The sequence below is a fragment of the Lysobacter luteus genome, from assembly GCF_907164845.1.
Lineage (GTDB): Bacteria > Pseudomonadota > Gammaproteobacteria > Xanthomonadales > Xanthomonadaceae > Novilysobacter > Novilysobacter luteus.
The window spans coordinates 1,079,353-1,094,396 of the sequence record NZ_OU015430.1; the positions used below are offsets into that span (position 1 = coordinate 1,079,353).

At 68.5% G+C, this 15,044-nt stretch carries 12 protein-coding genes and 1 tRNA gene; 4 read left to right on the forward strand and 9 right to left on the reverse strand.

Features of this window, described 5'->3' with window-relative positions:
* The first annotated feature begins 87 nt into the window (after nucleotides 1-87).
* The 3 genes from ispG (at nucleotide 88) to KOD61_RS05060 (ending at nucleotide 4,628) form a co-directional block, all read left to right on the forward strand.
* Nucleotides 88-1,356 (forward strand): flavodoxin-dependent (E)-4-hydroxy-3-methylbut-2-enyl-diphosphate synthase, encoded by a 1,269-nt coding sequence (gene ispG / locus KOD61_RS05050; RefSeq protein WP_215219950.1) that lies wholly within the window; start codon nucleotides 88-90, stop codon nucleotides 1,354-1,356.
* Nucleotides 1,334-2,065, forward strand: a complete 732-nt coding sequence (locus KOD61_RS05055; protein ID WP_215219951.1) for a phosphatase PAP2 family protein — start codon at nucleotides 1,334-1,336, stop codon at nucleotides 2,063-2,065. Before ispG ends, KOD61_RS05055 begins: the two co-directional genes overlap by 23 nt.
* A 382-nt stretch (nucleotides 2,066-2,447) precedes the next feature.
* Complete coding sequence (locus KOD61_RS05060; protein ID WP_215219952.1) at nucleotides 2,448-4,628, forward strand: M4 family metallopeptidase; 2,181 nt, start codon at nucleotides 2,448-2,450, stop codon at nucleotides 4,626-4,628.
* A 71-nt stretch (nucleotides 4,629-4,699) separates the two neighbouring features.
* Here KOD61_RS05060 and KOD61_RS05065 read toward each other — a convergent pair whose 3' ends face one another.
* From KOD61_RS05065 to KOD61_RS05105, 9 genes are all read right to left on the reverse strand, one after another.
* Nucleotides 4,700-5,569, reverse strand: a complete 870-nt coding sequence (locus tag KOD61_RS05065) for a DMT family transporter (protein WP_215220297.1) — start codon at nucleotides 5,567-5,569, stop codon at nucleotides 4,700-4,702.
* Between the two features lie 32 nt (nucleotides 5,570-5,601).
* A complete protein-coding gene (murB, locus tag KOD61_RS05070) occupies nucleotides 5,602-6,639 on the reverse strand; it encodes a UDP-N-acetylmuramate dehydrogenase (protein ID WP_215219953.1) in 1,038 nt (345 codons plus the stop codon).
* Entirely contained in the window at nucleotides 6,636-7,694 is a 1,059-nt protein-coding gene (locus tag KOD61_RS05075) for a quinone-dependent dihydroorotate dehydrogenase (RefSeq protein WP_215219954.1), read from the reverse strand. The genes murB and KOD61_RS05075 overlap by 4 nt, the downstream gene beginning before the upstream one ends.
* A 2-nt stretch (nucleotides 7,695-7,696) precedes the next feature.
* Nucleotides 7,697-8,035 (reverse strand): DUF4190 domain-containing protein, encoded by a 339-nt coding sequence (locus KOD61_RS05080; RefSeq protein ID WP_215219955.1) that lies wholly within the window; start codon nucleotides 8,033-8,035, stop codon nucleotides 7,697-7,699.
* A gap of 13 nt (nucleotides 8,036-8,048) precedes the next feature.
* A complete protein-coding gene (gene amaB / locus KOD61_RS05085) occupies nucleotides 8,049-9,581 on the reverse strand; it encodes an L-piperidine-6-carboxylate dehydrogenase (protein ID WP_215219956.1) in 1,533 nt (510 codons plus the stop codon).
* A gap of 27 nt (nucleotides 9,582-9,608) precedes the next feature.
* Nucleotides 9,609-9,685, reverse strand: a tRNA-Arg gene (locus KOD61_RS05090).
* Between the two features lie 88 nt (nucleotides 9,686-9,773).
* Entirely contained in the window at nucleotides 9,774-10,622 is an 849-nt protein-coding gene (locus KOD61_RS05095) for a MurR/RpiR family transcriptional regulator (RefSeq protein ID WP_215219957.1), read from the reverse strand.
* A 1-nt stretch (nucleotide 10,623) separates the two neighbouring features.
* On the reverse strand, nucleotides 10,624-11,733 hold the full coding sequence (locus KOD61_RS05100; protein ID WP_215219958.1) for a dipeptide epimerase: 1,110 nt from the start codon (nucleotides 11,731-11,733) through the stop codon (nucleotides 10,624-10,626).
* Between the two features lie 32 nt (nucleotides 11,734-11,765).
* Nucleotides 11,766-13,181: a C40 family peptidase gene (locus tag KOD61_RS05105; RefSeq protein WP_215219959.1), complete on the reverse strand. Its 1,416-nt coding sequence runs from the start codon at nucleotides 13,179-13,181 to the stop codon at nucleotides 11,766-11,768.
* 421 nt (nucleotides 13,182-13,602) lie between these two features.
* On the opposite strand from KOD61_RS05105, the gene KOD61_RS05110 reads away from it, so the two are divergent.
* A complete protein-coding gene (locus KOD61_RS05110; RefSeq protein WP_215220298.1) occupies nucleotides 13,603-14,982 on the forward strand; it encodes a transglutaminase-like domain-containing protein in 1,380 nt (459 codons plus the stop codon).
* Nucleotides 14,983-15,044 lie beyond the last annotated feature (62 nt).

Sequence of the window (15,044 nt, forward strand, 5' to 3'; positions counted from 1 at the left end):
GGAAGGGGCCGGGTGGCGGGCTACCGTAGCGCAGTGGCGGGTGCGGGTCACGCCGGGACGACCACTGCGCGGCGGTACAATGCGCGGATGAATTCCGATGCCCATCGCCCCTGCGCTGCTCCGCTTTTCGGGCCGCAACCTCGCCGCCATACCCGCGCCGTGACCATTGGCGGCGTCCAGGTGGGTGGACGGGCGCCGGTGGTGGTGCAGTCGATGACCAACACCGACACCGCCGACGTCGCGTCCACCGCCAAGCAGGTCGCCGAGCTGTGGCGCGCCGGCTCGGAGCTGGTGCGCATCACCGTCAACACGCCCGAGGCCGCCGCGGCCGTGCCGCGCATCCGCGACCGGCTGGCGATGATGGGGGCGGAGGTGCCGCTGATCGGCGATTTCCACTACAACGGCCACCAGTTGCTGACCGCCGAACCGGCCGCTGCCGAGGCGCTGGCCAAGTACCGCATCAACCCCGGCAACGTCGGCTTCGGCAAGAAAAAGGACAGCCAGTTCGCGACCTTGATCGAGCTGGCGATCAAACACGGCAAGCCGGTCCGGATCGGCGCCAACTGGGGTTCGCTCGACCAGGCGCTGGCACGGCAGTTGATGGACGAGAACGCTCTGCGCGACGAACCATGGGACGCCGGCCGGGTGCTGCGCGAGGCGCTGATCCGCTCGGCGCTGGACTCGGCCGACCGCGCGGTCGAGATCGGTCTTCCGGCTGACCGCATCGTGCTCAGCGCCAAGGTATCGGGCGTGCAGGAGCTGGTGGCGGTGTACCGCGAGCTGGCCACGCGCGGCGATTACGCGCTGCACCTGGGCTTGACCGAGGCCGGCATCGGCAGCAAGGGCATCGTGGCTTCGAGCGCCGCGCTTGGCATCCTGCTGCAGGAAGGCATTGGCGACACGATCCGGATCTCGCTGACGCCCGAGCCTGGCCAGTCGCGCACCAACGAAGTGATCGTCGCCCAGGAGCTGTTGCAGACGATGGGTTTGCGCGCGTTCACCCCGATGGTCACCGCGTGCCCGGGCTGTGGACGCACGACCAGCACGTTCTTCCAGGAGCTCGCGCAGAAGGTGCAGGAGCACGTACGCGCCAGGATGCCGGAGTGGAAAGTGACCCATCCCGGCGCGGAGAACCTGACCCTGGCGGTGATGGGCTGCGTGGTCAATGGCCCGGGCGAGTCCCGCCACGCCAACATCGGCATCTCGCTGCCGGGCACCGGCGAGGCCCCGTCGGCCCCGGTGTTCGAGGACGGGGAGAAGACCGTCACCCTGCGCGGCGAGCACATCGCCGATGAGTTCGTCGGCCTGATCGACGCCTACGTCGACCGCCACTATGGCGCCGCCGGCGCCGCCTGATCCCGCCCGGCGTCGCCTGCCGCTCGCCTCGGCGCTGCGGCTGGAAAGGACGCTGCTCCGCAGCCTGCTGCACCGCCACGGTTGGCGACTGCTGCTGGTGTTCGTCGGACTGCTGCTGCCGATGTGGGGTTTTGCCGAGCTGGTGGACGAAGTGCGCGAGCGCGAGCCGATCGCGTTCGACGAGCCGATGTTGGCTCTCGCCCGCGACGCTGCCTCGCCGGCGCTGGACCGGTTCTTCGTGATCGTCACCGACCTGGGCTACCTGCACGGGGTGGTCCCGTTCGACGTGTTGCTGGTGCTGACCCTGATGGGCCTGCGGCGGCCGCGGGAGGCAACCTTTGCCGGCATCGCGCTGGCCGGGTCGGGCCTGCTCAACGTCGGTACCAAGTTGCTCTTTGCACGTGACCGGCCGACCTTGTGGGAATCGATCACCCCCGAGTCGAGTTACAGCTTTCCCAGCGGCCACGCGATGGGGTCGGCGACGCTGGCGTGGGTGGTGGTCCTGCTCGCCTGGCGCACCCGCTGGCGCTGGCCGGTGCTGCTGCTGGCGGTGCCGTTCGTGCTGTTGGTCGGTGGTTCGCGGGTCTACCTCGGGGTGCACTTTCCCTCCGACATCCTCGCCGGCTGGGCGGCGGCCAGCATCTGGGCGGCGATCGTCTACCTGGCCGTTTTCCGCTGGCGCATGCACCCCTGGCGCACCGGCCGCTGACAGCACCTCGCTCGCGGGGATCTCTGGTGCAGTGCAGCACGCAGGCTGGAACATTGTTTCGTGCGGCAGCCCACCTCCGTGTCCGGCTGTATACGCCGCGGCCCCCGTGCTGTCTCGTTTTGTTGCAGTTCAGGGAATAAAGCGGCGACGTGACGGGTGCGTGATCGCTGCGTGAGGGCCACCCACGGCGTTTGACGCGCGAACCGGCCATTCCCAGGATCGCCCGGTCGCGGCCATCACGGCCCGCGTCGGTTCCCGCATCGCATGCAACCGGAAAGTTGCCACCGACACCGTCGGATGCGCGGCGCGGGGAACAGGGGGAATCGTTGAATCCGCTCCATCGCCCCCGCGATGGGAGTTCTCATGGAAAGGAGGATGTGGGATGTCACGTTATTTCCGTTCGTATCGCCTCAACCTGCTGGTGGCCGCCATCGGCATGGCCGCCATGTCGACCGCAACCGCGGCCGACACCCGCCAGGTCCAGCGCCAAAGCCTCGGTGCCACCCCGATGAACCGAGTGGCGGCCCAGCTCGGGCTCGGCAGCGACATGGCGTTGAAGGCGCGCACCTCGGCGCCCACCCGCAACGGCAACCGCACCGTGCGCATGCAGCAGACCTATCGCGGGGTCCCGGTCTGGGGACACAGCGTCGCGGTCGTGCAGGACAGCATGGGCAACGCGTTGCGCATGCAGGGCCAGGTCCTGCAGGACGTGCAGGTCGAGCTTCCATCGGTGACCCCGCGGCTGAGCGCCCAGCGCGCCCAGGCAGTGCTGGCCGCCCGCGCCGGTGCCGCCTTGGCGGCCGCCGGCAACGTCAGCAACCGCAAGACCGAGCTGTTCGTGTATGCCGAGCAGGGTCCCGCGCGGCTGGTGTACCTGACGTCGTTCTTCGTCGACGGTGACAGCCCCTCGCGTCCCACCGCGATCATCGACGCCAACTCCGGGGAAGTGATCCGCCAGTGGGAAGGCCTGACCTTCGCCGACGGCTACGGCCCCGGTGGCAACCAGAAGATCGGCCAGTACCAGTACGGCACCGACTACCCCGCGCTGGACGTGCAGCAGTCGGGCAGCACCTGTTCGATGGTCAACACCAACGTGGAGACCCACAACTTCAACCACGGCTCCAGCGGCCCGATTCACTCGTTCAACTGCCCGACCAACACCGTCAAGCAGATCAATGGCGCGTACTCGCCGCTCAACGACGCCCACCACTTCGGTGGCGTGGTGTACGACATGTACAACGCCTACGTCGGCGTTCCGCCGTTGACCTTCCGGCTGAAGATGAACGTCCATTACGGCAACAGCTACGAGAACGCGTTCTGGGACGGCTCGTCGATGACGTTCGGCGACGGCGGCAGCACCTTCCATCCGCTGGTGTCGCTGGACGTGAGCGCGCATGAGGTCAGCCACGGATTCACCGAGCAGAACTCGGGCCTGATCTACAGCAACCAGTCGGGCGGCATCAACGAGGCCTTCTCCGACATGGCCGGCGAAGCGGCGGAGTTCTTCGACCGCGGCAGCGCCGACTACCTGGTGGGCGCGGACATCTTCAAGGGCAGCGGTTCGCTGCGCTACATGTGCAACCCCACCCAGGACGGCCGGTCGATCGACCATGCCGACGACTACTACAACGGCCTGGACGTGCATTACTCGAGCGGCGTCTACAACAAGGCCTACTGCCTGCTGGCCAAGACCAGCGGCTGGGACCCGCGCGAGGCGTTCCAGGTCTTCGCCTACGCCAACCAGTTCCACTGGCAGCCCAGCACCGGCTATGACGAGGGGGCGTGCGGCGTGCAGGCCGGAGCGGTCGAGCTGGGCTACCCGCAGGCCGATGTCGTGGCCGCGTTCAACGCGGTCGGCGTGAGTTGCGACGGAGGCGAGGATCCGCCGCCGGGCGGTGGCGAACTCGAGAACGGCGTGCCGGAGACCGGGATCGCGGGCGCGCAGGGCAGCCAGCAGTTCTGGACGCTGGAAGTGCCGGCGGGCGCGAGCAATCTCGTGTTCAACATGGCCGGTGGCAGCGGCGACGCGGACATGTATGTGCGATTCGGTGCCGCGCCGACCACGTCCTCTTACGACTGCCGTCCGTACCGCAGCGGCAACACCGAGTCGTGCAGCTTCAGCAACCCGCAGGCGGGCACCTACCACGTGATGCTGCGGGGCTACAGCGCGTTCTCGGGCGTCAGCCTGACCGGCAGCTTCTCCGGTGACGGCGGCGGTGGCGGCGGCTACTTCGAGAACGGTACCGACGTGCAGATCCGCGACCGCGCCACGGTGGAGAGCCCGATCACGGTGACCGGCGTCAGCGGCAATGCGCCGAGCGACCTGAAGGTCGCGGTGAGCATCGACCACACCTACGTGGGCGATCTCACCGTCAGCCTGGTGGCCCCGGACGGCAGCGTCTACACGCTGCGCAACCGTTCCGGTGGCAGCGCCAACGACATCGACGCGGTCTACACCGTGAATGCCTCGTCGGAAAGCGCCAATGGCACCTGGAAGTTGCGGGTGAACGACGCGTACTCCCAGGACACCGGCAAGATCGACCTGTGGAGCTTGCAGTTCTGAGTTGAGCCGGCACACTGCCGGTAGAGTGCGACACGGACCCCGGCCATGCGCCGGGGTCTTCTTTTGGCGGGCTACTCGCCGGGCTTGGCGCCGGTCGAGGGTGCCGAGGTGGCCGCACGCCGCGCCAGGGTCGCCTCCCGGTGCGCGATGTAGGCATTGGCGCCGAAGATGATCGAGGCGCCCAGCACCGTCCAGCGGTCCACGCCTTCGCCGAAGAGCACGAATGCGAGCAGCGCGACGATCGGCAACTGCATGAAGCTGATCGGGGTCAGTGCGGACACCTCGCCGAGCTTCAGTGCGCGGGTCCAGAGCATGTGGCCGGCCGTACCCAGCGCGCCCGCCGCGATGACCCACAACCAGGCGATGCCTTCGGGCCATTCCCAGACCGTCAGTGCCGGCACCAGCGACATCGGCACCCACAGGATGGTGGTCCACACCACGATCCGGTCGGCCGGTTCCAGCGCTGACAGCTGCTTGATCTGGATCGAGACGATGCCGCTGAGCACGGCCGCCGACAGCGCGACCAGGGTGCCCGCGCTGAATCCGTCCGTGCCCGGGCGGACGATCACCAGCACGCCGATGAAACCCAGCACGACGGCGGTCCAGCGGCGCGCGCGCACCTGCTCGCCCAGCCACAGCACGGCGGCGATGGTGACGAACAGCGGGGTCGAGTACGACAGCGACACCGCCTGCGCCAGCGGCAGGTTGCCGATGGCCCAGAAGCCGCACAGCATCGACAGGGTGCCGATCAGGCAGCGCACCACGTAGCGCGGCAGCTGCCGCGTGCGCAGCAGGCCCGGGCCGTGCCGGTAAACCAGCGGCGCGGTGGCGAGCATCCCGAAGAAGCAGCGGAAGAACGCGACCTGGAAGGTGTGCAGCGTTTCCGACGCCAGCCGGATCGTGATGACCATGAACGCGAAGAACACCGTGCTCCCCAGCATCAGGGCGGCGGCACGGGCGTGCGTGGATCCGCTCACCAGCGTGCGCCCACCACGCGAGGCTCCGGTTCCAGCGCGATGTCGAAGCGTTCGTGTACCGAGCCGGCGATGCGCCGGGCGAGGTCGAACAGCTGGCGCCCGCTGGCCGCCCCGTGGTTGACCAGCACCAGGGCATGCGACGCCGCCACGCCGGCGTCACCGTCGCGGTGGCCTTTCCAGCCGCAGGCATCGATCAACCATGCGGCCGAGAGCTTGCGGGTGGCATCGTCGCCGCCGCCGAAGACCGGCAGGCGGGGATGTGCGTCAGCCAGTGCCAGGGCCTGCCCGGCCGGCACGATCGGATTCTTGAAGAAGCTGCCGGCGTTGCCGAGCACGGCCGGGTCGGGCAGCTTGCGGCGACGGATCGCGATGACCGCGTCGGCAACCTGCCGTGACGTGGGGGCGGTGATCCCGCTCGCGGCGATCTCGTCGCCCAGGCCGGCGTAGTCGAGCCGCGGCGCGCGCTGGCGCGGCAGGGCGAACTCGACGGCGGTGACAACGAAGCGGTCCGGGTCCTGCTTGAACAGGCTGTCGCGGTAGCCGAACGCGCAGGCGTCGGCGTCCAGCCGCAGCCAGCGGCTTGTCGCCGGCTCGAACGCTTCGACCGCGTGGACGAACTCGCGCACTTCCACGCCGTAGGCGCCAATGTTCTGGATCGGCGCGGCACCCACCGTGCCCGGGATCAGGGCGAGGTTCTCGAGCCCACACAGGCCGCGGTCGAGTGTGTCCAGCACGAAGGCGTGCCACTGGACGCCGGCATCGGCACGAACGATGGCGAGGTCGCCGTCGTCGACCACGCGGATGTTACGTCCGGTCAGCGCCAGCAGCGGCTGGACCGGGTCGGCGACGAACAGCAGGTTGCTGCCACCGCCCAGGACCAGCGGCGACCGGCCCGCGAACTCGGGGCCGGACAACAGGCCGGGCAGGGCACTGGCGTCCTGGACCTCGGCCAGCAGCGGCGCGCTCGCGGCAACGCCGAACGTGTTGCGCGCCTGCAGGGGAGCGTTGCGGAAGAGGCGGAGCGGTTCGCTCATGCGACCGGCGGAACCGGGCCACGGCTGGGCGCGAACTTGCGGCGGCGGATCGCCTCCACGCACTCGCGCACGAGCCCCGGGCCGCGGTAGACCAGGCCCGAGTAGCACTGCACCAGGCTCGCGCCGGCGGCCATCTTGGTGACCGCGTCGGCGCCCGACAGGATCCCGCCGACCCCGATCAGCGGGATCGACTCCGGCAGGCGCGTGCGCATCATCCGCAGCACCGTGGTTGACTGGCCCATCAGCGGTCGGCCGGACAAGCCGCCGGTTTCATCCGCGTGCGGCGCGCCCTCGATGGCCACGCGCGACACGGTGGTGTTGGTCGCGATGACGCCGTCGACCTCCAGCTCGGTCAGCACCCGCGCGCACGCCTCGATGTCGGCTTCCGACAGGTCGGGCGCGATCTTGACCAGCATCGGGATGCGTCGACCGTGCTTGGCACCCAGCCGCTCCTGCTCCTCGCGCAGGGTGCCGACCAGGCGCCGCAGCAGTTGCTCTTCCTGCAGCTCGCGCAGGCCGGCGGTATTGGGCGAGGAGATGTTGACCGTCACGTAGTCCGCCAGCGGGTACACCCGCGACAGGCAGTACATGTAGTCGCCCTCGGCGATCTCGTTGGGCGTTTCCCTGTTCTTGCCGATGTTGATGCCCAGCAGGGCACCGCGTCGTTCGGCTTTCTCCACGTTGCGCACCAGCGCGTCGACCCCGGCATTGTTGAAGCCCAGCCGGTTGATGACGCCTTCCTGGGCGGGAAGCCGGAACATCCGCGGCTTCGGGTTGCCCGCCTGCGGGCGCGGGGTGACCGTGCCGATCTCGACGAAGCCGAAGCCGAGCGCCATCAGCGAATCGATGTGCGCGCCGTCCTTGTCGAGCCCGGCAGCCAGGCCGACCGGGTTCGGAAAATCGAGCCCGAACACGCGCGTCGGGAGCGGCTCGGGGCGTCGCGCCAGCAGCGCGCCAAGGCCGCTTGCATGGGCCTTGTCGAGCATCTTCAGGCTGAGGTCGTGCGCCTGTTCGGCGTCGAGCCGGAACAGCCAGGGCCGGGCGAGTGCGTACATGCTCAGCCCACGGCCGAGGCGACGGCCAACAGTGCCACCAGCCCGCCGAAGAACAGCACCGCGGCCAGCACGCCGATGATCGCCAGCGCCATCATCGAGTAGCCGAGCACCAACCCGGCGATGGCCAGGCCATCACCGTCGACGGCACCGGCTGTGCGCCTGACCTCGGCGCGGGCGAGGTGTCCGGTGATCACCGCCACCAGGCTTCCGACCAGCGGCAGCAGGGTCCACCCCAGCAGGCCGAAGACCAGGCTGACGATGGCCAGCACGCTGGTCTGCCGGCCAACCGCCGGCGCGGCCGGCGGCGGTGGGGGCAATGGCGGAGGGGTGGGATCGCTCATCGCCCGGTTCTCCTTACAGGTCGAACTTGATGCCCTGGGCCAGCGGCAGTTCGTCGGAGTAGTTGATGGTGTTGGTCTGGCGGCGCATGTACGCACGCCATGCATCCGAGCCCGACTCGCGGCCGCCGCCGGTCTCCTTCTCGCCGCCGAACGCGCCGCCGATCTCTGCGCCGGAGGTGCCGATGTTGACGTTGGCGATGCCGCAGTCCGAACCGCGCACCGACAGGAACTGCTCGGCCGCCTTCAGGTTCTGGGTGAAGATCGCCGACGACAGGCCCTGCGGCACGTCGTTCTGCATGTCGATGGCTTCGTCCAGGTCGCTGAACTTCATCACGTACAGGATCGGCGCGAAGGTCTCGGTCTGGACGACTTCGGAATCGTTGGCCAGGCCGGTGATGATCGTCGGCAGCACGAAGTTGCCCTTGCGATCCACCGCTGCGCCGCCGGTCTCGACCTTGCCACCGGCCGCCTTGGCCTTCTCGATCGCGGTCAGGTACGCCTGCACGCCATCCTTGCTGTTGAGGGGGCCCATCAGGTTGGCCGGGTCCATCGGGTCGCCGGTCTTGCCTTCGACCTGCTTGTACGCCGTGACCAGCTTGGCCAGCACGTCGTCGTAGATCGACTCGTGGATGAAGGCGCGGCGGGTGGTGGTGCAGCGCTGGCCGGCGGTGCCGACCGCGCCGAACACGATCGCCGGGATCGCCAGCTTCAGGTCGGCGGTGGCGTCGACGATCATCGCGTTGTTGCCGCCCAGCTCCAGCAGCGAGCGGCCCATGCGCTTGGCGACGCGCTCGCCGACGTGGCGGCCGACCTTGGTCGAGCCGGTGAAGCTGACAAGGGCGATGCGCTTGTCGTCGACGAAGGTCTGGGCCAAGTCGGTGCCGGCGTCGTTGAACAGGAAGAAGATGTCCGGGAAGCCGCCCTTCTTCAGCGCCTCGTTGCAGATCCGGACCGACGCGATGGCCGACAGCGGGGTCTTGGGCGAGGGCTTCCAGATGCAGATGTCGCCGCAGGCGGCCGCGACCAGCGCGTTCCACGCCCACACCGCGACCGGGAAGTTGAAGGCCGAGATGATCCCGACGATGCCCAACGGGTGCCACTGCTCGTACATCCGGTGGCCGGGGCGCTCGGAATGCATGGTGAGGCCGTAGAGCTGGCGCGACAGGCCGACGGCAAACTCGCCGATGTCGATCATCTCCTGGACTTCACCGTCGCCCTCGGGCTTGGACTTGCCCATTTCCAGCGCGACCAGCGAACCCAGCGCGTCCTTGTGTTCGCGCAGCGCGTCGGCGCACAGGCGCACGGCCTCGCCGCGGCGCGGGGCCGGGGTATTGCGCCAGACCTTGAAGGCGGCCTGGGCGCGCTCGACGATCTTCTCGTAGTCGGCCTGCGAGGACGCCTGGACCCGCGCCAGCACCTCGCCATCGGTCGGGTTGATCGGCTCGAGGATGCCGGCGTCGGCGGTCGTGGCCCATTCGCCATTGCCGAGGTAGGTGCCGGATTCGGTGCCGCTCAGGCCGAGTGCGGTGAGGACGGGGTGGGTCATCAAAAAACTCCTTGCGAAACGAATGAATGGCGACCCCGACACGATTCGAACGTGTGACCTTCCCCTTAGGAGGGGGACGCTCTATCCAGCTGAGCTACGGGGCCATCCGCACGATTATCGCAGAGACAGGCCCTGAAGACCTCCCCGCAATGGCCCCGTCGGCGCCCGGACGGCGCTTCCGGCGGGACCCCGTCAGCCTTCGAGCATCGGCTGGATGCGCTCCATGGTGGCCTGCAGCCGCGCCATGTGGCCCGATTCGCACAGCCGCACGAACATCCGGTCCAGCAGGTGCTGCAGGGCCGAGCGGTACAGCAGCGGTTCGATGTGGGCGCGGTCGTCATGGGCCGAGACCAGCAGCGAGAGGTCGGCGTGGGCGCGCAGGGGGTTTGAGTTATGGCGGGTGATGGTCACCACCGTCCCGCCACGCTCGCGGAACAGCCGTCCGATCTGGCACAGCGCCGGCTGTTTGCCGTGCTCGGAAAACACCAGCAGGACGTCGCCCGGGCCGGCGGCCGATACGCTGGCGGTCATGTGTGCGGTGTCGAAGTTGTGCACGGTGAGGATGCCCAGCAGTGACAGCCGCAGTGCGATCGCACGGGCGGGGATGTCGTCCTCGCCGAGGCCGATGATGAAGACCTTGCCCCCGGCCGACGCGCCCAGCAGGGCGGCGACCACCGCCTCGAGCAGCTCGGGCGGATTGATCGAGCGGGTTTCCTCCTCGGCCTGGCTTTTGCGCAGCCACAGCTCCATGCCGGCGTCCGGCGGCGGCGCGGGCGGAGCGCCTGTGTCGCGGGTGTCTTCGCCATTGTCGGCGCGTGCAATCGCCTCGCCGACCGAATATTTGAGGTCGGGATAGCCCTTGAAGCCCAACTTCTGGCAGAACTTGACGACGCTGGACTGGCTGATGCCCAGCGCGTTGGCCAATTGCTGCGACGAGTAGTCGCGCAGCAGCTGCGCGTTGTCGAGCACGAAGTCGGCGATGCGGCGCTCGATCGCCGACATGCGGTCGCGCTCGGCGCGGATCTTCAGCAGTGCGGACACGTCAGGCGGCCGCGCTGCCCGGTATCGGCTCGAGCCCGCGGATCTCACGGATGCCCAGCCCAGGCGCCTCGCTGACCGAGATCTCCGACTCGTTGAACGTGACCCCGCCCTCGACCGGATCGAACTGGCACAGCGACGGGCCGTCCAGGTCGATCTTGGTGATCACGTCGGCCTTGGCCACCGCTACGTGTACCGCTGCGGCGACGCTGATGCTCGATTCGAGCATGCAGCCGATCATGCACTCGACCTGGTGCAGCGCGGCGATGTCGGCGATCCGGATCGCGTTCGAAATACCGCCGGTCTTCATCAGCTTGATATTGATGATGTCGGCCGCGCGCAGGTTGATCAGCTCGATCACCTCCATCGGGCCGAACACGCTCTCGTCGGCCATGATCGGGGTGTGCACCCGCTCGGTGACGTAGCGCATGCCCTCGAGGTCGCGGGCCTTGACCGGTTGCTCCACCAGCTCCAGCCGCACGCCGGCGTCCTCCAGGGTGGTGATCGCGTAGACCGCCTGCTTGGCGGTCCAGCCCTGGTTGGCGTCGAGGCGGAGCAGGGCGCGGCTCTCCACCGCGGCGTAGATCGCCTTGATGCGCTCGACGTCGACGCCGATGTCCTTGCCCACCTTGATCTTCAGCGAGTCGAAGCCGCGCTCCACCGCGCTGATGGAATCGGCCACCATCTTGTCGATGGTGTCCACGCTGATGGTGATATCGGTGGTGATGACCGGGTCGCCGCCGCCGAGCATCTTGTACAGCGGCGCGTTGTAGAGCTGGCCCCACAGGTCGTACACCGCGATCTCCACCGCCGCCTTGGCGCTGGAGTTCTTCTCCATCGAGGTCTGGATCAGCCGGGTGATGCGGTTGAGGTCGGCGATGTCCTCGCCGATGAGCCGCGGCGAGATGTAGTGCCGGATCGCGTCGACGATGGAGCCGTGGGTGTCGCCGGTGATCACGGCGGTGGCCGGTGCCTCGCCATAGCCGACCTGGCCTGAGTCGGTGTGCACCATGACCACGATGTCCTCGACCCGCTCGACGGTACGCAGCGCGGTCTTGAACGGCGTCTTGAGCGGTACCCGCAGCATGCCGAATTGGATGTCGGTGATCTTCATGGGTCGTGTGTCGTGTCCTGTTGGCGACGCGATCAGCGGGAAGACGCGGGCGGCACGTGCGGGCGCACGATGCTGGTCATGCGGTCCACGTAGCTTTCGGTCCGGTTGAACATCATCGGCAGCAGCGGCGTGACCGAGACCCCGTTGAGCGCCATGCTGCGCAGGCCGCCGTCGGCGTCGAGCACGCTGCCACCGTTGGTGTCGTGGATGACATACGGGGCACCGTCGACGCGGCCGATGACCATCATCACGTGGCCGGGGATGTAGACCAGGTCGCCGACCTGCAGCTGGTCGACCGCCGCCATCCGGGTGGCACGGTCGTCGGCGTCGAACGTCACGTGTTCGAGCGCGGGGCTGACAGCCTGCGCACTGGTGTTGCGCGGCAGCTGGACGCCCATGCTGCGGTAGATCTCGGAGACGAACCCGCTGCAGTCGCGCGCGTTGTACGCATGGCCCCAGCCGTAGCGTTCACCGAGGAACTTGAACGACTGCGCGACCAGGTTGGCACGGGTCAGTGGCAGGTAGTCGGCGCTGCTGTCGGCGATGCGCGGCAACAGCGCCGGCGCGAAGCCGAGGCTGCCGTCCGCCTCGCGCACCGGCAAGCGGAGGACGTGCGCCGTGTAGGGGTGCTGGCCGTTGACCGGCTGGTCGGGCAGGGTGTCAGCCAGCGGCACGCGCACGCCCATGTCGAGTTGCAGCTGCGAGACGCGCGGCTCCTCGCGGGTAAAAACAGTGTGTTCGGTGGCGCCGGTAATGACGCGGTAGGGCGACGCGTCGACGTGGCCGAACACTGCCTCGGCGCTGCCTTCGGCCACGTGTCGTTTCTCGATCCATGCGGCGTAGCGCGGGCTGACGACGAACAGCCAGTCGCCGTCGGCGCTTTCGTGCGCGATCACCACCGGGGTGCCGGGGAACAGCGCGCTTTCCTGCAGCCGGTCGATATCGGTCTCGCCCGCGCGGCTGAACATGCGCTGCGCGGTCGGGAAAGTGCGCAGTGCGGCGCGGTGCACCACGAGGCCGTGGCGCGTCGGCTGGCTCGCGGGGATGGCGTCGAGCGCGAGGTTGTCGACCATCGCATCCAGCACCGTGTCCGGCACCGGCCGGCCTTCGACGTCCCACCGTCCGCTGCTGGGACGCTCGGACAGGTCCTCGATCAAGGCGCGCACGGTGCCGGCATCCAACGTCCCGGGCAGTGCACGCAGGTCGTGCATCGAGCCGTCCAACGCCCATAGGCGGGTGTTCTGGGCCTGGATCGCGTTGCGGTCCATCAGCACGGCATCGGGCGTTTCCAGCCGCTCCAGCCAGAACGCCGGGGTCAGGTGCGCCGGCTGGATGCCGACCACGCCGTGTGCCGGGATGGCGGTGACCGGCTCCCTGGCGGCGAGCGGCTGGGCAACCAGCAACGCAAGCGCGAGGGCCGCGAGGAACGGGTGCAGGCGATTCTTCATGGAATGTCGGCGGCGCGCGCCGCCCAGGTGCGAAGGGCTGCCAACAGGATACGGGGCTGCCTCGCCGGTGAAGGCGAGGGCCCGGTCGCGCGGGTGGGTGGGTCCGGTCCCCAAGACGTCTTCCCCCATGTCGGTCGTTTGTGCGCTGCGGAATACGCGATTCTTATATCACAGCAAACAGGAATAATTTATTGACCCGATCCAAGTCGCGTGCTACACACCGTTCACGAATGGTTATCCGTAGGGGAAGCAACGGGTGGACTGGGTTCGGGACGTCACCGCCGCAAAACACATCAGACCCCGCGCGGGACGCGGGCTGATCGCCTGCGCCGCGTTCGTGGCAGCGGTGCTGGCGTTCGGATCGGTCGCGGCCGAACCGGACACTCCCGCTGGGAACCAGCGGCTGGATTCCGTCGTGTCGATGGTGGATAGCGACAGGTTCAAGGCGGCCGAAACCGCGATCGACGCCGCACTTGCCGACCCGGCACTCACTGTCGCTGACCGCGATGCGCTGCTGTTCCAACGCGAGCGCATGCGTCGCATCCTGATCGACTTCCGGCTCGACGAGGCCGAAGTGCTCTCCCGGCTGCGCAAGGCGATCCCCGACCTGGGCGACGCGGAGTTCGCCCGCTGGAAGGCGGCCAACCTGATTGAACACCGGGTGATCGACGGGCGCACGCTGTATTTCGCGCGCGCGGTGCCCAACCTGTTCCGCCTCAGCCCTGAAGCGGCCGCGCGCCGCGCCGATCCGGCACCCTTCAGCGAAGGGCCGATGGAGTCTCCCAATGCCCACCACGCGGCTGTCGTCGAGGCCGCCCGCGAGACGGGGCAGGCCAGCGTGCTGCCGCGGCGGGTGCAGGTCACCCAGTCGATCACGGTCGACGCGGACGCGGTGCCCGCCGGCGAGACGGTCCGGGCGTGGATCCCGTTTCCGCGCGACATCCCCGGCCAGCAGCAGGACATCCGCCTGCTTGGAAGCATCCCGGCAGAAGCCACCGTCGCACCTGAGCCGACCGCGCAACGTACCGTTTACATGGAACAGGTGGCTCGCGCGGGCGAGCCGACCGAGTTCTCCATCGACTACGAACTGACGCTGTTGGCCCAGCGCCACGCCATCGACCCGGACAAGGTGGTCCCGGCCCCGGCGACCGCCGAGCTGGCCGCGCACCTGGGCGAGCGCCCGCCGCACATCGTGTTCACCCCGGCGCTGCGTGCGTTCTCCGAGAAGTTCGTTAACGGCGAGACCAACCCGTACCGGATCGCGCAGAAGCTGTTCGCCGCGGTCGACGACATTCCTTGGGCCGGTGCGCGCGAGTACTCGACGATCACCAACATCAGCGACTACGCGCTGCACGCCGGCCACGCCGACTGCGGCCAGCAGACGCTGCTGCTGATGGCATTGCTGCGCCTCAACGGCATCCCGGCGCGCTGGCAGTCGGGCATGGTCTATTCCGAAGGCGACTACTGGAACCTGCACGACTGGGGCTGGATGTACCTGGCGCCGTACGGCTGGGTGCCGATGGACGTGACCACCGGCCGGTTCGAAGGCGCGACCGCCGACAGTGGTGCCGACCTGGAATGGTTCTACCTGGGTGGCCTGGATGCTTACCGGATCGCCTTCAACGATGACTACGGCACCGGGTTTGTCCCGGCCAAGCAGCATTTCCGTTCCGAGACCGTCGACTCCCAGCGGGGCGAGGTCGAGTGGGACGGCGGCAACCTGTACTTCGACCAGTGGGACTACGACTTCGAAGCACGGATCCTGCCCGACACCGCCAGGACGGCGCGCAGCAACGACTGAATCACTTCGATCAATCCACGCGACGGCCCTGCCAAGCGCAGGCCGATCACCGACCAGAACGC